This window comes from Shimia haliotis (assembly GCF_900114415.1).
Classification (GTDB): domain Bacteria; phylum Pseudomonadota; class Alphaproteobacteria; order Rhodobacterales; family Rhodobacteraceae; genus Shimia; species Shimia haliotis.
On the sequence record NZ_FOSZ01000004.1, the window covers coordinates 58,781 to 78,481 of the forward strand.

At 57.1% G+C, this 19,701-nt stretch carries 16 protein-coding genes; 6 read left to right on the forward strand and 10 right to left on the reverse strand.

The window, feature by feature from the left end; genetic code table 11:
* The first annotated feature begins 3 nt into the window (after positions 1 to 3).
* Complete coding sequence (locus BM069_RS10945) at positions 4 to 840, forward strand: NAD-dependent epimerase/dehydratase family protein (protein WP_170846733.1); 837 nt, start codon at positions 4 to 6, stop codon at positions 838 to 840.
* On the opposite strand, the gene rpiB is transcribed toward BM069_RS10945, so the two are convergent.
* From rpiB to mutM, 10 genes are all read right to left on the reverse strand, one after another.
* On the reverse strand, positions 837 to 1,271 hold the full coding sequence (gene rpiB / locus BM069_RS10950) for a ribose 5-phosphate isomerase B (RefSeq protein WP_093323691.1): 435 nt from the start codon (positions 1,269 to 1,271) through the stop codon (positions 837 to 839). The genes BM069_RS10945 and rpiB overlap by 4 nt on opposite strands.
* A 19-nt stretch (positions 1,272 to 1,290) precedes the next feature.
* The gene (locus tag BM069_RS10955; protein WP_093323692.1) at positions 1,291 to 2,604 is read right to left on the reverse strand and encodes an enoyl ACP reductase FabMG family protein; all 1,314 of its coding nucleotides are present in this window, start codon (positions 2,602 to 2,604) and stop codon (positions 1,291 to 1,293) included.
* Between the two features lie 318 nt (positions 2,605 to 2,922).
* A complete protein-coding gene (gyrB, locus tag BM069_RS10960; RefSeq protein ID WP_093323693.1) occupies positions 2,923 to 5,340 on the reverse strand; it encodes a DNA topoisomerase (ATP-hydrolyzing) subunit B in 2,418 nt (805 codons plus the stop codon).
* Positions 5,341 to 5,434: 94 nt separating this feature from the next.
* Positions 5,435 to 6,538: a DNA replication/repair protein RecF gene (recF, locus tag BM069_RS10965; protein ID WP_093323694.1), complete on the reverse strand. Its 1,104-nt coding sequence runs from the start codon at positions 6,536 to 6,538 to the stop codon at positions 5,435 to 5,437.
* Between the two features lie 77 nt (positions 6,539 to 6,615).
* Positions 6,616 to 7,734 (reverse strand): DNA polymerase III subunit beta, encoded by a 1,119-nt coding sequence (dnaN, locus tag BM069_RS10970; RefSeq protein ID WP_093323696.1) that lies wholly within the window; start codon positions 7,732 to 7,734, stop codon positions 6,616 to 6,618.
* A gap of 175 nt (positions 7,735 to 7,909) precedes the next feature.
* The gene (dnaA, locus tag BM069_RS10980) at positions 7,910 to 9,277 is read right to left on the reverse strand and encodes a chromosomal replication initiator protein DnaA (RefSeq protein WP_093323699.1); all 1,368 of its coding nucleotides are present in this window, start codon (positions 9,275 to 9,277) and stop codon (positions 7,910 to 7,912) included.
* 653 nt (positions 9,278 to 9,930) lie between these two features.
* A complete protein-coding gene (rpsT, locus tag BM069_RS10985; protein ID WP_093323700.1) occupies positions 9,931 to 10,194 on the reverse strand; it encodes a 30S ribosomal protein S20 in 264 nt (87 codons plus the stop codon).
* A 250-nt stretch (positions 10,195 to 10,444) separates the two neighbouring features.
* The gene (gene opgC, locus BM069_RS10990; protein ID WP_170846734.1) at positions 10,445 to 11,617 is read right to left on the reverse strand and encodes an OpgC domain-containing protein; all 1,173 of its coding nucleotides are present in this window, start codon (positions 11,615 to 11,617) and stop codon (positions 10,445 to 10,447) included.
* Positions 11,618 to 11,770: 153 nt separating this feature from the next.
* Positions 11,771 to 12,547, reverse strand: a complete 777-nt coding sequence (locus BM069_RS10995; protein ID WP_093323704.1) for an enoyl-CoA hydratase — start codon at positions 12,545 to 12,547, stop codon at positions 11,771 to 11,773.
* A gap of 64 nt (positions 12,548 to 12,611) precedes the next feature.
* The gene (gene mutM / locus BM069_RS11000) at positions 12,612 to 13,463 is read right to left on the reverse strand and encodes a bifunctional DNA-formamidopyrimidine glycosylase/DNA-(apurinic or apyrimidinic site) lyase (protein ID WP_093323705.1); all 852 of its coding nucleotides are present in this window, start codon (positions 13,461 to 13,463) and stop codon (positions 12,612 to 12,614) included.
* Between the two features lie 143 nt (positions 13,464 to 13,606).
* On the opposite strand from mutM, the gene ubiE reads away from it, so the two are divergent.
* The 5 genes from ubiE to BM069_RS11025 all read left to right on the forward strand — a co-directional run bounded on the left by ubiE (position 13,607) and on the right by BM069_RS11025 (position 19,635).
* On the forward strand, positions 13,607 to 14,356 hold the full coding sequence (gene ubiE, locus BM069_RS11005; RefSeq protein WP_093323707.1) for a bifunctional demethylmenaquinone methyltransferase/2-methoxy-6-polyprenyl-1,4-benzoquinol methylase UbiE: 750 nt from the start codon (positions 13,607 to 13,609) through the stop codon (positions 14,354 to 14,356).
* Positions 14,357 to 14,409: 53 nt separating this feature from the next.
* A complete protein-coding gene (gene ubiB / locus BM069_RS11010; RefSeq protein ID WP_093323708.1) occupies positions 14,410 to 15,942 on the forward strand; it encodes a 2-polyprenylphenol 6-hydroxylase in 1,533 nt (510 codons plus the stop codon).
* A gap of 122 nt (positions 15,943 to 16,064) precedes the next feature.
* Positions 16,065 to 17,786 (forward strand): bifunctional helix-turn-helix transcriptional regulator/alpha/beta hydrolase, encoded by a 1,722-nt coding sequence (locus BM069_RS11015; RefSeq protein ID WP_170846735.1) that lies wholly within the window; start codon positions 16,065 to 16,067, stop codon positions 17,784 to 17,786.
* A gap of 190 nt (positions 17,787 to 17,976) precedes the next feature.
* A complete protein-coding gene (locus BM069_RS20210; RefSeq protein WP_093323712.1) occupies positions 17,977 to 18,294 on the forward strand; it encodes a CBU_0592 family membrane protein in 318 nt (105 codons plus the stop codon).
* A gap of 186 nt (positions 18,295 to 18,480) precedes the next feature.
* Positions 18,481 to 19,635 carry an NnrS family protein gene (locus BM069_RS11025; RefSeq protein WP_244503601.1) on the forward strand — a complete coding sequence of 385 codons (1,155 nt, stop codon included), beginning with the start codon at positions 18,481 to 18,483 and terminating at the stop codon, positions 19,633 to 19,635.
* Positions 19,636 to 19,701 lie beyond the last annotated feature (66 nt).

The window sequence follows — 19,701 nt, forward strand, 5'->3', positions numbered from 1 at the left end:
ATGATGAAAAAACTTGTTTTAACCGGCGCCGGAGGACGATTGGGATCGTACCTACGGGAACCCCTGTCCAAACTGGCAGAAGAACTTGTGTCGTCAGACATACTTGAAGACATCGGAACACTTTATCCTGGTGAACGCTATGTGAAGGCCGATCTGGCAGATGCCTCAGCCATTCATGCTCTCTTGGAGGGTGCTGATATGGTTGTGCATTTTGGTGCCATCGGAGATGAGGCGCCATTCGAGGACATTCTGGGGCCAAACATTATCGGGGCCTACAATGTGTGGGAGGCGGCCTATCAAAAAGGCGTGCGGCGCGTGGTCTACGCGAGTTCAATCCATGCCGTTGGGATGCATGCTAAACAGGATTTCATTGATACCGAGGTCGCCCATCGTCCGGATACGTTTTACGGTCTGGCAAAGTGTTTCGCAGAAGATCTTGGCAAAATGTATTGGGACAAACGGGGGCTGGAATCAGTTCACCTTCGCATTCTGAGTTGCGCCCAAGTCACAAGCGCCCGGGCCCTTGGAACATGGCTCAGCTACGATGACCTGATACAACTTGTGACCCGAGCGATCGACACACCGACGGTAGGTTTCAGCGTGATTTATGGCGTGTCAGACAATGACCGAGCGCCCGTGGACAACTCAAGGGCGTCACACCTTGGGTATCGGCCACGCGACAACGCCGAACAGTTTGCTCTCGATATTCTGGCCGCTGAACCGCTGGCGGATTCCACCGACTCTGCCCAAATGTGTCACGGCGGCGCATTCGCCGCCGTTGATCTGGGCCAAAGTGGACAGGCTCAGATGAGCATCGTGGACGACAAGAAAAAGGTTTAATCCTCAATCATGTCAACGCGGGTGGCGTGGCGGCCACCCTCGAATTCCGCATCCAAATAGGCATCAACAATCGCCAAAGCCAGCCCTTCGCCAACAACACGGGCCCCGATAGACAGCATGTTGGCATTGTTGTGCTGCCGGATCATCGCAGCTGAGAACGTGTCCGAGCAAACGCCACAGCGGATGCCGTCAACTTTGTTGGCAGCCATCATGATACCTTGGCCGGTGCCGCACAGGATGATCCCAAGGTCACAGTCCCCTTTGGCCACCAAGTCTGCTGCAGCTTTACCATGCAGAGGGTAGTGCGTGCTTTCTGCGCTTGTCGGCCCGATGTCGACCGCCTCAAAGCCTTTGGCCTCGACGTGTTTTGCGACTGTCTGGCGCAGTTCAATAGCTGCATGGTCGCTCGAAAGCGCGATACGTTTGGTCATGGTTTTCTCCGGTGTTCGCCTAGTGGACGCTAATCAGGTGTTTGGCGACATGATCGTGATCGAGCCAGATTGCAGGCCCTTCCGGCTGGCTAAGCGTGCCAAAAATCAGCGCCCCTGTGGCCCCGACCACGTGTTGGCTCAAGACATCGCTCACCAAAGCTTTGCGGTCCTTGTGCAAGCCAACAATGTCCTGTGACGTACCAACCGTCTTTTCGACCTGTTCCGCGCTGTTGGCCATCGGCCACTCAGCGAAATTGTAGAATGGCTGCATGGCCGGATCGAGTTGATAGTCCTGCACAGTCTTCAACACAGCCTCAAGTGCCACGTCATCTTTAAGCAACGACTGGCACTCCTGCCAAAGCGCATCAGTCCACGTTCCACCACCCTCGTGGCGTAGTGCCTCCAGCAGCGGCAACAGAGACAGCTCAATGCCTGCAAAAACGTCTGACGAGTTGGTGCGGATTTCCGGACAGTTGAACACGGTGGCCTTAATGCCCTGATCCCATGCAGACTTTGCAAATCCTTCAAGGCGCATTTTCGCATAGCCTTGAGTATAACTGGTGTAGGTTTGCCAACGGTATTCACCATCAATCAAAACGCGCGTGCCGTGATACCCGTAGGCAGAATACCGCACCTCACCGCCTTCGCCTTCGATGCGCGTCCGAAGCGATGCGCTTTGCTCAATCAAATGACCAAAGCTGTTGGCGGTTACTTCGTCAAAGTTTTGCAAGATCAGCTTGCCAAGATCGCTGTCTAGAAGAGCCTGTGACGACAAGTGCCGTGCACCCCTGCCTTTGTAGATCCGGTTCGCGATTGCCATGAACGCTTTCGCGCGAGGAATACCGCCCGCCATAGTGTGTGCAAAAAGTACATTACGACCTGCCGGAATCAAGCTGTCCAGCTGTGACAAGACTTCGGTCAGAGCCGACTTGAATCGGGCTGTCCCAAGGTCGCGACAGACATCAACCTGCGCCCAATCCAACGTGTACTCTTGCCAGTTCTCCAACGTCATGCCAGCCAGCATATCAGTGGGCGTCTCACCGCCTTCTGGTGCATCCATGTCAAACCCGGCCATGAGCGGAACGTTGATGATTTTTCCGCCAAGATTGGCCTCGGCTTCCGCCAATTCTTCGGCGGTCAGGGCACGCAAGGATTTGTCCTCGTCGCGGCGCCCGACCGTGATGCCAACCACAGTCATACCAGCAGCCTTGGCGGCCTCTATCAATCCGGTGGCGTAGCCGCGTCCGAAGAGTTCGCCAAACAAGACGAAGATATCACCCTCTTTATAGAGTGTGTTGGAGCGAAGCTCTGTCAGTGGAAGCGATTGTTTCATGAGGATTTTCCGTTGTTTTCCGCCGCGTGTCTATGTTTCACGGTCGGTTTTTCTCGGTCAGCATCTGTTTCACAGATAAACGCCAGAGCCTGCAAGTGCCGAAAATGACACTCCGCCTCCAGTCAGGTGGGGATACTGCTTGATGCTACAAACACAGGGTCACTGGCAACCGCCGCCGAGGCGGTAAATCGCCAAAAACGAGGAAATTTTGCCCAAAAGCCACCTTGATACGTCTTTTTCACGTCAAACAGCGGTTTTTGGGATCGAAGGCGAGAATGAGGGAAGCGCGCGCATTGAAGCGCGCGTCCGCCATTTCCATCAAAAATCGAGGTTCTCAACGCTGAGCGCGTTTTTCTGAATGAACTCTCGGCGGGGTTCCACAACGTCGCCCATCAACTTGGTGAAAAGGTCGTCAGCCTCAGCCATGTCTTCGACTTTCACCTGCAACAGAACGCGGGCGTCGGGGTCCAGTGTGGTCTCCCAAAGCTGATCGGGGTTCATTTCGCCCAGACCTTTGTAGCGTTGCAGCGTCAGGCCTTTTTCGCCCTCGGCCAAAATGGCGTTCAGAAGGTCCAGCGGGCCATTGATGATCTGGTTGCGGTCTTTGCGCACCAGCGTTGCCGGCGTGTCATAGACCTCCTGCAGGCTTTCCGTGAAACTGCCAGACTTACGCGCCTCACCGGAGCGCAACATCGGACCGTCCAGTGTGCGGACTTCTTCGACGCCGCGCAGGATGCGAGCGAGTTTGATGCCGTGATCCTGCGTGATACGGCCGGCCCAGCCACGCTCATATTCCAGCGCGATCAGGTTGAGGCGGGCGGCAACCTTGTCGGCCACGCCTTGCAGGTCGGCCTCAACTGCGCCCGGAACAAACGCACCGGCGATGGCGGCCTGTTCGAGGATGTGACGCGGGTAATGCGTTGGGAAGGCGTCGAGCACCTGTTTCAGCTGACGAGCCTCGGTGACCACGCGGGCGAGATCTTGGCCGACCATTTCGGCGCCGGAGCCGAGTTTGAGAACCGCGCCATCGATGCCTTGGTTCACCAGATAATCGTCGAGCTCGGACTGGTCCTTGAGGTAAACCTCGGACTTGCCACGCGCCACTTTGAAGAGCGGCGGCTGCGCGATGTAGAGGTGACCTTTTTCGATCAGCTCAGGCATCTGGCGGTAGAAGAAGGTCAACAGCAGCGTGCGGATGTGCGCGCCGTCGACGTCGGCGTCGGTCATGATGACGACCTTGTGGTAGCGTAGCTTGTCGATGTTGAATTCATCGCGGCCAATGCCAGTGCCAAGCGCCATGACGAGGTTGCCGATCTCCTGGGAGCCGAGCATCCGGTCAAACCGCGCACGTTCCACATTCAGGATTTTACCACGTAGCGGCAGGATGGCTTGTGTCATGCGGTCACGGCCCGTTTGGGCGGAGCCGCCGGCGGAGTCACCCTCCACGAGGAAGACTTCGGTCTTGGACGGATCTTTCTCGGAGCAGTCCTTGAGTTTGCCGGCGAGGAAGTTCACGTCCATCGCGGTTTTGCGGCGGGTGAGTTCGCGGGCCTTGCGAGCGGCTTCACGGGCGTGGGCTGCCTCCAAGATTTTGGACACGATCATTTTGGCGGTCTGGGGGTTTTCCTCAAACCACTCGGACAGCTTTTCACCCAATAGGCCTTCAACCGCGGGGCGCACTTCGGAACTGACCAGCTTGTCTTTGGTCTGGCTGGAGAATTTCGGATCGGGCACTTTGACAGACAGCACGCAGGTAAGGCCTTCACGGGCATCGTCGCCGGTAAAGGTGATCTTTTCCTTCTTCGCGATGCCGCTTTCCTGCGCGTATTTCTGCAGCGTGCGGGTCAGCGCGCCGCGGAAACCGGCGATGTGGGTGCCGCCGTCACGCTGCGGGATGTTGTTCGTAAAAGGCAGCACATTTTCGTGGTAGCTGTCGTTCCACCACATCGCGACCTCAACCCCGATGTCGTCACGCTCACCTTTCACATAGATCGGCGCTTCCATCAGAGGGGTTTTGTGGCGGTCGATGTACTTCACAAACTCGTTCACACCACCGTCGTAATAAAGCTCGGTCTTGAGCGGCTCGGCGGGACGTTCGTCTTCGAGAATAATGCGCACACCGGAGTTCAGGAACGCAAGCTCACGCAGACGCTTCTCCAAGGTGTCAAAAGAGTATTCCAGGTTGGAGAACGTGTCGGTGGAGGCCATGAACCGAACCTCGGTCCCGGTTTCGTCGCCGCAATCCGCCACTTCGCGCAGGTGTTCGGTGCAATCGCCGTGCTCGAACTTGGCCCAGTGTTCTTTCCCGTTGCGCCAGATGCGCAGTTCCAGCCAGACCGACAGAGCGTTCACAACCGACACACCCACACCGTGCAGACCGCCGGAAACTTTGTAGGAGTTGCTGTCAAACTTACCACCGGCGTGCAACTGGGTCATGATGACCTCGGCCGCAGAGACGCCTTCTTCGGGGTGGATGTCGACCGGAATGCCGCGGCCGTTGTCAAAGACGGACACGGAACTGTCGGCGTGAATTTTGACCTTTACATGGTCGGCGTGGTTGGCCAGAGCCTCGTCAATGCCGTTGTCCACGACCTCATACACCATGTGGTGCAAACCGGAGCCGTCGTCGGTGTCACCAATGTACATACCGGGGCGTTTGCGAACCGCCTCCAAGCCTTTGAGAACCTTGATGGAATCCGCGCCATATTGCTCGGAATTTTGCGCGCTATCAGACATTCAATCCGCCTTTATTGATTTTGGAAATTTATAGCGGTTTTGTGGGGGGTTGTCACGCGATTGAGGCCAGAAATCCGGCCCATACCGGCAGGGATCAGCTTGCGAGTGTGAACGTGGAAATGCCATCTTCGTCAGTGACTTCAAAATACTGTGCACGCCCGCCCAGAGCGTCAAAAAGTTCGGTCTCAGTGCCGGTCATCCAAGCCTGTGCGCCAAGGGCACAGATTTCGTCATAAAGGGCGGCGCGGCGCTTGGGGTCGAGGTGGGCTGCGACCTCATCCAACAATAGGATCGGCGGGGCGCCGATGTCCTCGGTCAAGGCGCGGGCGTTGGCGAGGATGAGGCTGACAAGTAGGGCTTTTTGTTCGCCGGTGGAGCAATCCTTGGCAGGCACGCCTTTGGTGGCGTAGGTGCCGATCAAGTCTGAGCGGTGCGGGCCGACAAGAGTGCGGCCTGCGGCGATGTCTCGGAAGCGGCTTTCGGCGAAGGCCTCGCGAAGGTCGTCTGCCTCTTCGGGCAGGGTGCCTTCGGACTGTAGGAGCGCTAGCTCTGCCACCGGAAAGGCGGTTTGTGCCTGTTGTTGGGCCTTTGAAAGGCGGGCCAGCGCCTTGGTGCGGGCGGCGTGGATTTGCGCGCCGCTTTCGGCCATTTGCTTTTCCAATGCAGCATACCAGTGTGCGTCGCTCACTTGGTCTTTTAGCAGACGATTGCGCTCGCGCATGGCCTTTTCATAGGCCAGCGACACCTCGGCATGATCGGGGAAAAAGCTGAGCGTGGTGCGGTCAAGGAAACGGCGGCGGCCTTCGGCACCTTCGATCCAGAGCCGGTCCATTGAGGGGATCAGCCAGAGCACACGCCCGATGCGGGCGAGTTGCGTTTGTGGCGCGGCTTTGCCGTCGATCTGAATTTGGCGGGCGGCGCCGTTCTCGGATCGAATGTCGATTTCGGAGATCTGGTTGTTGGCGGACAGGTGGCCTGCGAGTTTCCAGCCAATTGCCTCTGGGCGGCGGGTCATGTCTTCGGCGCTCGCGCGGCGCAGACCACGACCGGGGGAAAAGAGCGAGACCGCCTCAAGAATGTTGGTTTTGCCCGCCCCGTTGGGGCCGAAGATGGCGACGGGGCGGCCATCGGTTTCCAACGTGCCCTTTTTGTGGGAGCGGAAATGGCTGAGGGAGAGGCGGGTCAGAGCGAGGGTCATGCCTCAACAACCTCCCAAGAGGATCGGGCAGTACCCGGTCTGTGACCGGGCTTTTGTTTGGCAATTGGTTGGTTCGCTCACACGCGCATCGGCATGACGACATAGACGGCGGAGGTGTCGTTGCCTTCGCGCATCAGAGTCGGATCGCCTGCGGAGTTGAACATGAACACGGCGTTCTCGCGGTCCACCTGCGAAGCAATCTCGAGCAGATATTTCGCGTTAAACCCAATTTCGAGCCGCTCATCATTGTACGCAACGGCAAGTTCTTCTTCGGCGGCACCGCTATCTGGCGAGTTCACCGAAAGTACCAGACGGTCCTCGTCAAGTTGCAGTTTCACAGCACGGGAGCGCTCCGACGAAACGGTAGCAACGCGGTCAACGGCCTTGGCGAACTCGGCCGCATCCACTTCTAGTTTGCGTGTGTTGCCCTGCGGAATAACGCGGGTGTAGTCGGGGAACGTTCCGTCGATCACCTTGGATGTCAGGGTGATATTCGGGGTCGCGAAACGGACTTTGGTTTCGGAGACAGACACAGCGATCTGCATTTCGTCATCGTCCAGAAGCTTGCGCAGCTCACCCACGGTTTTACGAGGCACGATCACGCCAGGCATATCCATGGCACCGTCTGGAAGATCCGCGTCGATACGGGCCAGCCGGTGTCCATCAGTCGCCACACAACGAAGGGCTTTGCCACCGTCGCTATCGGCAATATGCATGTAAACGCCGTTTAGGTAGTAGCGGGTTTCCTCGGTGGAAATCGCAAACTTGGATTTGTCGAACAGACGGCGAAGCACAGGCGCGGGAGCCGAGAAGTTCGAGGAATACTCAGAGGTCGCCATGACCGGAAAATCTTCGCGCGGCAAAGTGGCGAGCGAGAAGTTCGACCGACCTGCTTCAACCGTCAGGCGCCCGGATGCGCCATCGTCGGTCAGAGTGACAAGCGCACCATCAGGTAGCTTACGCACGATTTCATGCAAGGTGGTTGCAGCAACGGTAGTGGCACCGGCACGCTCGACCATAGCGGCAGCTTTATCGACAACTTCGATATCAAGGTCGGTGGCGCGGAACTGCGCAGTGTCGCCCTCGGCTTCGATCAGGACGTTGGCCAGAATCGGAATGGTGTTGCGGCGTTCCACCACCGACTGCGCTTGGCTCACTGCCTTAAGCAGTACGCTGCGTTCGATACTGATTTTCATCCCATCGTCCTCTCGATTGCCGGGAGGGGCACCCTAGCGGTTTCCCCTTTTGGCGCAAGTATTTTTGCTTTTGTCGGCCACTTCGCCACAAGGGTCAAGGCTATGGACCAAATTGAGAACGCCGCGCCCTTTGGGACGCGGCGTTTTGATCACGAAATTGGTGATTTTGTGCCGATCAGGCTTCGAGCGCGCGGCGCAGCAGTTCCAGATCATCGCTGATTTGGGCATCTGCGGTGCGCAGTTCCTCGACGCGCTTTACTCCGTGCATCACGGTTGTGTGGTCGCGCCCGCCAAAGCGGCGGCCGATCTCGGGCAGCGAGCGTGAGGTCAGCTGCTTGCAGAGATACATGGCGATCTGGCGCGGGCGGGCAAAAGTGCGTACGCGTTTCGGGCCGATCATGTCGCTGAGGCGGATGTTATAGTGTTCCGCCACCTTGCGCTGGATTTCCTCGACCGAGATCTTACGCTCGGACGCGCGCAGAACATCGGACAGGCAATCCTGCGTCAGCTCCATAGTGATCTCGCGGCCCACAAGAGAGGCAAAGGCAAAGAGACGAGTCAGCGCGCCCTCAAGCACACGTACGTTGGTCGAAATGCGATGGGCAAGGAATTCCAGAACGCCGTCAGCCAATTGCAGGTCGGGATACTGAGCACGATAGCTGTCGACTTTGGTTTGCAGAATACCAAGGCGCAGTTCGTAGTCAGTCGGGTGCAGATCAACAACCAGTCCACACTGGAGGCGGCTCTTGATACGGTCTTCCAGATCCTTGATTTCACCAGGTGCTCGATCGGCAGAAATGATGATTTGTTTATTCTGATCCACCAACGCATTGAACGTGTGAAAGAATTCTTCCTGCGTGCTGTCTTTGCCGGCAATAAACTGGACGTCATCGACCATGAGTACATCCACGGAGCGGAAAAGCTCTTTGAAATCCATCATTTTGCGATCACGAAGGGCCTGCACAAATCGATACATGAATTGCTCAGCCGAAAGATAAAGGACGTTCAAATCCGGACGGCGAGACTGAAGCTCCCATGCGATAGCGTGCATCAGGTGGGTTTTGCCGAGGCCGACGCCCCCATAGAGGAACAGGGGATTAAAGGTCACGGGGCCGCCCTCAGCCACGCGACGCGCAGCCGCGTTGGCCAGCTCGTTGGGCTTACCAACAACAAAGCTTTCAAAGGTGAATCGGCCGTCCAACGGGGCCCCTGTCATTGCCAGTTCGCGAGTCTCGGTCGGGGTCGAATTGGCGACGGCAACAGGAGCGCCTGTTGAAGGCAAAGTTGGGCGGGAGGCCGTGTTGGCCGCGACTTCAAATGAGATGCGCTGCACGTCGTGACCCGACCGGGTCATTTGGTGCAGGATCAGATCACCATAGTTCTGCGACACATAATTGCCGACAAAGTTTGTGGGGACGTGGAAGGTCGCAACACCGCTATCGAGTTCTGAAAACTCAATCGGATCGATCCAGGTCTTAAAGTTGTTCTGGCCAACCGTCTTGAGCAGTTCTTGCCGCAGTGCGCCCCATTGTTCCTGTGTCATGTGTCCCCGTGTTCCTTCAACGTATGTGCCGGTTGCCCAGCGTATCTTTTCGTCACGACGCAACAATCACCCCGGCCCGACGCAGTGTCGGGAGGACAGACCAAAACACACATGTCTCGAGGGTCCCATCCCCGAGCCACATTTGATCACAAAGCGCAGAAGCGCTACTCCACAGAGAACGGGCTAAACGCCAAATAACCGCTATGCCGACCCAATGTGTGAGTTGGCTGGCAAGCACGGCTTGGTAGTGCGACAGCAGTTGGCGTCCGTTCCCCCCAAGGCGATGTGAATCGCTGGATCAAAACTAGCAAGCTGTCTGCGGACGCGGCAACGAAACTTCGATCTTGACTCATTCATTTGCAAAAAAGAATCTGAGACCCTGTGGATAAACCTCTGAAATTGCAATGTTTGTAAGAGAAATTCAGATGCTGAGACCTTGAGCAAAATCGGTCGTATCTTGCTCATATCCCCTGTGGAAAAGATTCGTTTCGGGAATCTGGTCTACGCCTTGGATTCGGAAATGTGGTCAACTGAATAAAGTTGATTTCGGCATCCAATTGCCAGTTTCAAATGTTGAAACTGACTAACCCGAACCAAAGAAAAAGCGCCGCCCGAAGGCGACGCTTTTGTGATTTTGCAAAGACAGGAAAGTCTTACGCGATCGCTTTGACCCGCGCTGCGAGGCGCGACATTTTCCGCGATGCGGTGTTCTTGTGGTAAACGCCTTTGGTCACACCACGCATCAGTTCGGGCTGAGCGGCGCGCAGAGCTGCAGTTGCTGCTTCTTTGTCGCCGGAAGCGATGGCTTCTTCAACTTTGCGCAGGGATGTGCGGATGCGCGAACGGCGGGCTTTGTTGACTTCAAGACGGCGCTCGTTCTGACGGGCGCGTTTCTTTGCCTGGGGCGAATTTGCCATGATCTGTAACCTTTTGCTTGGTTCGGTCGATTGTGAATGCGTGCCACGTCCCGAACAGGGCCTCTCGTTCTTCAGAGAGAATCAGATCAAGCCAGAGCGGGCTGCACGCGCATGTATGACGGGCGCTTATAGAGATATTGGCAGAGATTGCAAACCGATTTTGAGGCACCTTCCGCCCCCCAATAACCCGTGTCGGTATCGCGTCGGTGCAACGTCGGTATTTCGTCGGTGCGAATTGGCCGGCATAGGATCACCGCCGACGCAGATGCCGGTCCAAGATAACGATCACATAAAGAGCCCCCATCACCCCCGAAAAAGCCAGCGTGTTGCCGACAAACGGACCCAACAGTTCAAACAAGGGCTCCCGCATCCCGATGACCCAATAGGTGAGAACGACGCTGGCTGAAAAGGTCAGCAGCGAGTTGGACCCGATGGTGGTAAACAGGCGATTGTCGATGAAGGCGGCCAGCCCTTTGTGTAGGCCTCGCACGGTTCGGTTTGGATCATCAGCGTTTGCCGCGAGCAGGCAAGCCAGCACAAGCGCGAAAGCAAAGAAGTTGATCAAAGTCAGAGGATCCAAACGCAGGTAGTCGGCGAAAAAAACATGCCCCAGAGAAATCACGCCAATAGCATCCAATAGACCGAAGAACGCAAACGCCAAGCAAATCGTAACAGCAAAGGGAAAAGCGTTTTTGCGCAAATCGGCAAGGCGTTGTGGGGTCTTTTGATCTTGGAGAGCCAGCGTGATGCCCAGCAACAAACCGATCACAAAGGGCAACTGCCAGCTGAAGATGCTGAAAGAGCCAAACATCTCGGCCGGATCAAAGGCAAAAACGGCCCCAAGCTTCTCGACGACCTTAGTGACAAACCCGTATTGAAACGCCAACCAGCTGGTCATCGACAAACCGAGCAGAGCCGGTGAGCCATACCTAAGCGCGATGCCGATCAGCACCGGCGCGATGCCGATCAGCACGATATACAAAAACAGAATGTCAAACATCAAAGGCCGGTAGAGGCCAGTAACAAACAACAGCGCCGCCTCAGGTGTCAGCGGATTACGACCGCGAAACAGCGAGGCTAGGAGGTCGTCAGTTGCCGGGGCGAACACCCAAAAGGCCAAGGCGCAGAGAGCAAAAACAACAATGTAGTGCCGGAAGATTTTGAAACTGCGACGCAGTGAGTTGCCCAGTGTGACCAGAGTTCCGTCGGTCTGAGTCGGGCGCGCAAGGATATAGCCCATCATCAGGCCCGAGATGGTCATGAACCCTTCGCCGGTAAAAAACGCCGACACCGTTTTGTGGGACAGGTCCGCAAAAAGATTGGGGCCAATGATCCCCAAATGGGACAGCGTCATGGAAAAGATCAAATAGCCCCGCAAGCCGTCGATATAGGGGATGCGCCCAGGCCGGTCATGTGTGGACAAGGGAGCTCCTTCCTCTGCGCGGTCCTCGTTGAGGCGATTAATGCCCATCCGGAGGAAAAAATCAAAGCGAGATACGATAAAGCACTGACCGGATCGCAACAAAAAACCCGCAGCTTGGGCTGCGGGTTCAAAGATCGGTGCAAAGCGGGAGCGTTACTTGTCGCGGAATTGCGGTTCGCGCTTCTCAATAAAGGCTGCCATGCCTTCTTTCTGATCTTCGGTCGCAAACAACGCGTGGAAGGAGCGGCGTTCAAACAGAAGACCTTCGGTCAGGGTTGTCTCAAAAGAGCGGTTCACGGCCTCTTTGGCGGTGCGTGCAGCAATCAGCGACTTCTCGGCGATCTTCTGAGCCGCAGCCATGGATTCTTCCATCAGCTTTTTGGCAGGCACGACGCGACTGACCAGCCCCGCGCGTTCTGCTTCTTCGGCGTCCATGAAACGGCCCGTGAGGTTCATGTCCATCGACTTGGCCTTGCCCACGGCGCGAGTGAGGCGCTGGCTGCCACCGATGCCGGCGATGACGCCGAGGTTGATTTCGGGTTGGCCAAATTTCGCGGTGTCCGACGCGATGATGAAATCGCAGGCCATCGCCACTTCGCAGCCGCCGCCAAGGGCATAGCCGGACACGGCGGCAATGATCGGTTTGCGGATCCGCTGGATGCCATCACCAAGATTGCCGAAGAGATCAGAGAGGTTCACATCCGCAAAGCTCATCTCGGACATCTCTTTGATGTCAGCGCCTGCGGCGAAAGCTTTCTCGGAGCCGGTGAGCACGATGCAACGCACCTTGTCGTTGGCGTCTGCCTCGGTAAGGGCGGTCATAACCTCGCCGATGAGCTGTTGGTTCAGCGCGTTCAAAGCATCGGGGCGGTTAAGTTTGATGAGGGCCACGTGGTCCTCGATTTCGACGATGATCGTCTCAAAAGCCATGAGTGGTGCTTTCGGTTGTTCCAGTCAGGGCTGATTCCTTATCACTTGGGTGGAACGGATCAAGTTATCTTTGGCATTGCGGGCAGTAGAAGGATGAGCGCCCCGACTGGGTGATTCGGGTGATTGTGGCGTCGCAATCCAGGGTTTTGCAGGACTCACTCTCGCGACCGTACACATCAAAGCTGTGTTGAAAATATCCAAGTTCTCCATCGGCTTGGCGGAAATCCTTGAGAGAAGATCCACCCGCGTCGATGGCCTCGGACAGTACGTTTCGGATGATCGGAACGAGCGCGTGAATGCGCTTGGCAGAGATCGCATTGGCCTTGCGACGCGGCGACAGCTTTGCGCGATAAAGCGCCTCGCAGACGTAAATATTGCCAAGACCGGCAACAATCGACTGATCCAACAAGGCGGATTTGATCGGTGTGTTGCGAGATTTGAGTCGCTCTGCGAGATAAGATTCGTTGAAATCATTGCCCAGCGGCTCCGGACCGATTTTTGCCAGCAGCGGGTGCTCGGCGGCGGTGGCGGTGTCCAGCAGATCCATCGCGCCAAACCGGCGGGGATCGTTGAAGGTCACCCGAGCGCCGTTGTCCATGTCAAAGACAACGTGGTCGTGTTTCTGATGCTGAGGGTGGTCATGGGCAAATTGGCCCAGCGGATCGCCAGATACGGTCATGCGGCCGGACATGCCCAGATGCACCAGAAGCGACTCGCCGGTGTCGAGGTCGGCAAGGATGTATTTGGAGCGGCGGCGCAGCTGGTTGACTTTGGCCCCCGTAAGCCGTTCCGCCATGCGCTCCGGAAACGGCCAGCGCAGGTCAGGGCGGTTGACCTGAGCCTTGGCAATGACCGCGCCTTCCATAGCAGGTGTAAGGCCACGGCGGACGGTTTCGACTTCGGGCAGTTCGGGCATGGGGCGGCTCGCGAGTTTAGGTGCGCGGACTGTGGCGGGGATTGTGGAGGTGTTCAAGTGGGAGAAGGGCTTTCCCAAACGCCGCATTGTGCCTGTTTCGCCGGAGGGATATGTAGGGGACCGAAGCAGATAGGGACGCCCTTATGACCCAGGACAGCAACACCACGCATTTTGGCTTTGAAACCGTGCCGGAGTCTGAAAAGGCTGGCAAAGTTCAGGGCGTGTTCGGCTCTGTGGCGTCGAAATACGATGTGATGAACGACGTCATGTCGATGGGCATCCACCGCATCTGGAAAGATGCGATGATGGATTGGCTGGCGCCACGCCCCGGTCAGCGGTTGCTGGATGTGGCAGGCGGCACCGGTGATGTGTCGTTCAAGTTCCTTGGCCGCGCAGGGCATGGCCATGCCACGGTCTGTGATCTGACCGAGCCGATGCTGGTTGAGGGGCGCAAGCGGGCCGAGGCGGCGCAGATGGCGGACAGCCTGGATTGGGTGACGGGCGATGCGATGGCCTTGCCGTTCAAAGACAACACCTTTGACGTTTACACCATCAGTTTTGGCATCCGGAACGTGACCCGCCCGCAGGAAGCGCTCAACGAAGCTTATCGTGTGCTGAAACCCGGTGGGCGTTTGATGGTGCTGGAGTTCAGCCAGATCCCGAACGACATGATGCAGAAGGTCTATGACCTCTACTCGTTCAACATTATTCCCAAGATGGGTCAGGTGATCGCGAACGACCGCGACAGCTATCAGTATCTGGTGGAAAGCATCCGCAAGTTTCCGGATCAGGAAACCTTCCTTGGTATGGTACGTCAGGCGGGGTTTGAGAACGCAAAGTACCGCAACCTGACCATGGGCATTGCGGCTCTACATTCGGGGTGGAAGCTGTGATGACACAGAGCAACGGGCGTGGCCCTGCGTGTCGTCTGGCAAAAGGATAAAACATGCGCGGACCTCACAACATCATCCGACTGATCCGCACTGGTGCGACGCTGGAGCGGTCCGGCGCCATGAAGGTGGTTCTGGAAGCTTTCGAAGCCCCGCCCCTGATGCGTTTTGTGTTGCGCGGGCTGGCATGGCCGTTTCAATGGCTTGGCATCAAGGGCGATCCCGATGCGCCCCCCCTGCCCCGCGCCTTGACCGCGCTGGGACCGGCCTACATCAAATTCGGACAGGTTTTGTCCACCCGTCCGGATGTTGTGGGCGGCGATCTGGCCACCGAGCTGCGGGTGTTGCAGGACAAACTGCCGCCGTTTGACATTGCCACAGCGAAGGCCGAGGTCGAACGAGAGCTGGGACGCCCAGTGGACGAGATTTTCTCGGAGTTTTCGGAACCTGTGGCCGCTGCCTCTATTGCGCAGGTGCATCGCGCACGGCTGGCGGAAACCGGCGAGGAAGTGGCGGTTAAGATCCTGCGACCCGGTGTGGAAAAGGCGTTTCGTAAAGACATCGACGCCTTTTATTTTGCCGCAAATACCATCGAGTTCCTATCACCCGGATCCCGTCGGCTTCGGCCCCGCGATGTGATTGAACATTTCGACCATGGCGTTTCCTCCGAACTGGATCTGCGTTTGGAAAGCGCCTCCGCCAGCGAGTTTGCCGCAAATACTGTGGATGACGAAGGTTATCAGGTGCCTGCGGTGGTTTGGGAACATTCCGCCAAGCGCGTCATGACGCTGGGTTGGGCCGAAGGCGTCCCTCTGGGAGACAATGACGCGCTGGACGCGGCCGGACACGACCGCCATGCGCTTGGCAGTCGGGTGTTGTCGCTGTTTCTGAACCATGCGCTGCGTGACGGATTTTTCCATGCAGATATGCATCAGGGCAATATGAAGGTTGCCGCAAATGGTGACATCATCGCCTATGATTTCGGGATTATGGGACAGATCGACGAATACACCCGTCGGGTTTATGCCGAGATCCTCTACGGCTTCATCCAGCGCGACTACAAACGCGTGGCCGAGGTGCATTTCGAGGCCGGTTATGTGCCTGCCGATCAGGACGTGGACGAGTTTGCCCGCGCCCTGCGTGCCGTGGGCGAGCCGATTTTCGGCATGGATGCGGACCGGATATCGATGGGTCGGCTGCTCAACTATCTGTTTGAAGTGACTGAACGTTTCGGCATGGCCACACGTACGGAGCTGATCCTTTTGCAACGCACAATGGTGGTCGTCGAAGGCGTGTCCCGCTCGCTTGATCCACGAGTGAATATTTGGGATGTGGCGCAACCTGTTGTGGCCACATACATCGAACAAAGCATTGGCCCGCGCGCAGTTCTCAAGGATCTAACCAAGACCGCACGGGTTCTGGGTCGGTTCGGACCGCGCCTGCCGGGCTTGGTTGAAGCGGCGTTGATGAAGCAAAACGAAACCCCAGTGCGGGATCAAAGCAAGGCCTGGCTTTGGGTATCGTTGGCGGGCGGAGGCGGTGCCTTGATCGGCGCGGCGGCCGTGTTTTGCGCGGTGTGGCTAATGTAGCCATTGAAGCGCGTCAGGGCTCACGGCGAGAAACCTGACTTGACGGTCAACTTCCAAAATCGTGAGATCGTGACTTGCGTCCAATGCATTTTAAGGACGCGGTCACATTTTGCGGGGCTTTCATGCTGAGCGTTTCTCCCGTTGGCGAGATCCAAACACCGACAGCGTTGATCCAGACCATCTACGAGGTTGCGGTTGATCCCGACGCCTTTGACAGGTTGGTGGCACTGTGGGGCGACTACCTGCAGGAGACGATCGCCCCTGCTCCTATGCTGGATCATTCAAGCCCCGCTCAGATTTCGCTGGAGGTGTCCTCACATCTGATGCGGTCGTTCGAAATATTAGACCGATTGGGGCGCACCGATATCGAAAAGACCGACGCCCCCGGACCACAAATCTCGCCTCCGGAAATTGTGGTGACGCGGGAAGGAAAAATTCTATCCTGCTCTCATCGGGCAAAGATCACCCTTTTGGCGCAAATTGATGACAGCCTTTTTGGGTTGGACATGACACCGGAAAGCCGTCAGCGGTTGCAGATCGATCTGGCGGCCAGAGGAGAGCCGGAGAGCAGCGCGGTTTATGTGTTTTTTGACCGGACAGACGGGCATCCGCTGCCGATGGCCTTGGAAGCGCACCAAGAAGGCCAGTTCCTGCTGCGCGGTCTGCATGGGGCATGGAGCGAAGTGCATGATCGAATGCTGCGCCAAATGTTCGGATTGACCGATGCCGAAACACGGCTTGCCCGTGAATTGCTGACTGGAGTTGGACTAAAAGACATTGCCGAGGCCACGGGGCGATCAATCGACACCCTGCGCACACAACTGAAAGCGATCCGGCGGAAAACCTATACCGCGAACCAACAACAGCTGGTTCGGATCATGACCGGACTGGAGGCTTTGGTACGGGACCGGCCGGAGATGGCGCAGACCTGCCCGAGTGAGCATGGCGTCTTGCACCTTAGGGACGGGCGCAGGCTGGCGTATCGCTGCTTTGGGCCGGAGGATGGCAAACCCTGTCTGTTTATCCACAACATGCTGTCCGGTCCCGCGACCCTTGTGCCGATTGTTCCATTTCTGCAAACACTAGGATTGCGTCTGATATGTCCGTTGCGTCCGGGGTTTGGAGACAGCGATTTAGATCAGGTTTGCCTCGCCGATCCAGCGCAGGCCCCGACGCGGTTTGCTGAGGATGCGGTCCACCTTCTGGATCACCTTGGTCTCGGCCGTGTCGTTTGTGTGGGGTACATGTCAGGTGCAGTTTATGCGTTTCGGTTGGCCCAATGTTCGCCCGGCCGCATTGCGGCGGTGTTCACGGTGTCAGGTGCCGTGCCGATGTCACAGTTCGCGCAAATCCTGTCGATGAACACACGGCAAAAGATTGTCGCGATGACCGCGCGGTTTGCCCCAGGAATGCTGCCTCCGATCCTGCGCGCCGGCATCGCCCAAATTGATGCCGGTGGCATTGACGCGTTTATTGACGCCTTGCATCCGGAGGAATCCGCCGACCGAGCCCAGGCCCGCAGTCCGCAACATAGAGAGTTCCTGCACGAAGGGTATCGACAGGCCGTCACGCAGGGGCACTTTGGCTTTGTCATAGACAGCCACCATGTCGTGCGCGACTGGTCAGATGTTTGTGTTCTTGGAGGGCAACCGGTCAGGATGATGCACGGATCAGACGACCCCGCCGTCAGCGCCACAAGCGCCGCCCGATTTGCCAAGGATCACGGGTTTGGCTACCGCGAGTTTCCAAAGTGCGGGCAGCTTGTTCTTTTCGCCCGAACCGAAGAGATTCTGACTGAACTCGCTGCTTTGGCGGATGCGGTCCTGCCTGCCAATCAAGGCTGATCCAAGGTCTGCAAAAACTACGGTTTTCCAGAACTTTCGAACCCCAAGTAAGGCTTTCCCTACCGAATTTCGCCTTAAAAACAAGGGAGATTACCACCCTCATACCCTGTTGGGGGTATGACGATATCAGCATCTCGAACGTAAGCTGCACTGGCAAACAGGGAGTGGTTTTGTGTACGAGTTTATAGATATGATCAGGCAATATCCCGACATCCTGCAGAAGGTCGGTGTATTTGGGTTTTCCCTGTATATTTTGGCATTCACATGTTTGCAGACAGGCAAGGTTTGCGGCAACAGCGCACTCTATACCGGATTGGTTGTTTGCGCGGCATCCTGTGTCCTGATCAGTTTGGCATCCGCCTTCAACCTCGCCGCGTTTCTGATCCAGTCAAGCTATGTCTTGATTGGAGTGTTCGGACTGGCGAGGCGGTTTGCGAAATGGCGATCGGACCGCGCTGCGGCCCGCGCCAGCCCTTTCCCCAGACGGGTGGTCAATTCAGGGCTTTGAAGAGTAACGAGTGACCTCTCCTGGTCGGCACGGTGTTGGCTCCCCTTCACGTACCGGCAGGAAAAGCCCCGGCTTCGGTCGGGGTTTTTTATGTGTGATCTATTCGCTTGACGGACATCAATGCCTCTGCGCGTGCTGACGGTTAGAGGTCATGCAACAAAATCGCCGGAGGTCATCGAAAGCAGTATGAAACGCGTATTTGGCGAAGGGTTTCGCATCTTCTTTCTGGCAGCTGGAGTCATTGGTGCGGTGGCCGGGCTTTTATGGACCTATTGGGTTGCTTCCGGCGCGGGCTTGCTTCCGGTCATGCAGGACATACCGACACAGTGGCACGCCCATGAAATGATCTTTGGCTATGGGGTAGCTGCTGTCGGCGGGTTTTTCCTCACGGCTGTGCCGAACTGGACGAATACGGACGGCGCCAAGACCGCATTTGTTGTGACGGTCTTCGGGCTTTGGCTGGTGGGGCGGTTGACGGTCTGGTCCATGCCTTTGCTGCCACCGATGACTGTGATGGTTCTTGATCTGCTGTTTGTGCCGGTTCTGGCGGTGAAGATACTTTCGCAACTTCTCAAGCGCCCCAAACCCCAAAACATGGTTTTCCTGACAATGCTCTGTGCCCTATGGGTTGCCAATGGGTTGGTGCATCTGGAATGGATTGGCGCCACAGACGACACCGCAGCCACAGGTCTGAGGGCGGGTCTTTTGGCATTGGCAGGTTTGATCGCGGTTCTGGGAGGGCGGGTCACACCAGCGTTTACCCGCAATGCGATGAAACGGGACGGTGTGCCCGAAGCGCAGTGGCCGCAAACGCCGGATTGGACACAGAAAGTTTCAATGACGCTGGCGCTGGGCATGCCTTGGGTGGTGATGATCGCACCGCCGGTAATAGCGGGATGTTGGATCGGCCTTCTGGGTCTTGTTCAAATTCCAAGACAAGCTCGGTGGCGCGGATTGGCAACGGGGAAGGAGCCCTTGATTTGGTCACTGCATCTCAGCATGGCCCTGCTGGCGCTGGGGCTTATCTTATGGGGTCTGGCGACCTTTGATATCGGTACAGAAACCGCTGCGATCCATGTGCTCGGCATCGGTGCCGTTGGTGGAATGACGGTGGCCGTGATGAGCCGCGCCGCGCTTGGGCATACCGGACGGCCATTGACCACATCACCCGCATTTTCGGCGGTTTACGCCCTGATGGCCGGTGCTGTTGTGCTGCGTTGGATTGGTCAATCCGAACCCTTGGCCCTGGTGGCCGCTGGGGTGTCTTGGACAACCGCGCTTGTGATTTTTTGCGTCGCACTTTGGCCCATAATCTCGCGCCCACGCGTGGATCGCGGATAGGCTCATGCCAAAGGCATGAGCCCCGCCCAACGATTTGGCGTCAACGGCGGAGCTGTTGGTGTCAAA

Excerpts from the sequence above, each read along its gene's own strand:
- BM069_RS10945 (WP_170846733.1), top strand. The coding sequence starts at position 4 with ATGAAAAAACTTGTTTTAACCGGCGCCGGAGGACGATTGGGATCGTAC.
- rpiB (WP_093323691.1), bottom strand. The coding sequence starts at position 1,271 with ATGACCAAACGTATCGCGCTTTCGAGCGACCATGCAGCTATTGAACTG.
- BM069_RS10955 (WP_093323692.1), bottom strand. The coding sequence starts at position 2,604 with ATGAAACAATCGCTTCCACTGACAGAGCTTCGCTCCAACACACTCTAT.
- gyrB (WP_093323693.1), bottom strand. The coding sequence starts at position 5,340 with ATGTCTGATAGCGCGCAAAATTCCGAGCAATATGGCGCGGATTCCATC.
- recF (WP_093323694.1), bottom strand. The coding sequence starts at position 6,538 with ATGACCCTCGCTCTGACCCGCCTCTCCCTCAGCCATTTCCGCTCCCAC.
- dnaN (WP_093323696.1), bottom strand. The coding sequence starts at position 7,734 with ATGAAAATCAGTATCGAACGCAGCGTACTGCTTAAGGCAGTGAGCCAA.
- dnaA (WP_093323699.1), bottom strand. The coding sequence starts at position 9,277 with ATGACACAGGAACAATGGGGCGCACTGCGGCAAGAACTGCTCAAGACG.
- rpsT (WP_093323700.1), bottom strand. The coding sequence starts at position 10,194 with ATGGCAAATTCGCCCCAGGCAAAGAAACGCGCCCGTCAGAACGAGCGC.
- BM069_RS10995 (WP_093323704.1), bottom strand. The coding sequence starts at position 12,547 with ATGGCTTTTGAGACGATCATCGTCGAAATCGAGGACCACGTGGCCCTC.
- mutM (WP_093323705.1), bottom strand. The coding sequence starts at position 13,463 with ATGCCCGAACTGCCCGAAGTCGAAACCGTCCGCCGTGGCCTTACACCT.
- ubiE (WP_093323707.1), top strand. The coding sequence starts at position 13,607 with ATGACCCAGGACAGCAACACCACGCATTTTGGCTTTGAAACCGTGCCG.
- ubiB (WP_093323708.1), top strand. The coding sequence starts at position 14,410 with ATGCGCGGACCTCACAACATCATCCGACTGATCCGCACTGGTGCGACG.
- BM069_RS11015 (WP_170846735.1), top strand. The coding sequence starts at position 16,065 with ATGCTGAGCGTTTCTCCCGTTGGCGAGATCCAAACACCGACAGCGTTG.
- BM069_RS20210 (WP_093323712.1), top strand. The coding sequence starts at position 17,977 with ATGATCAGGCAATATCCCGACATCCTGCAGAAGGTCGGTGTATTTGGG.
- BM069_RS11025 (WP_244503601.1), top strand. The coding sequence starts at position 18,481 with ATGAAACGCGTATTTGGCGAAGGGTTTCGCATCTTCTTTCTGGCAGCT.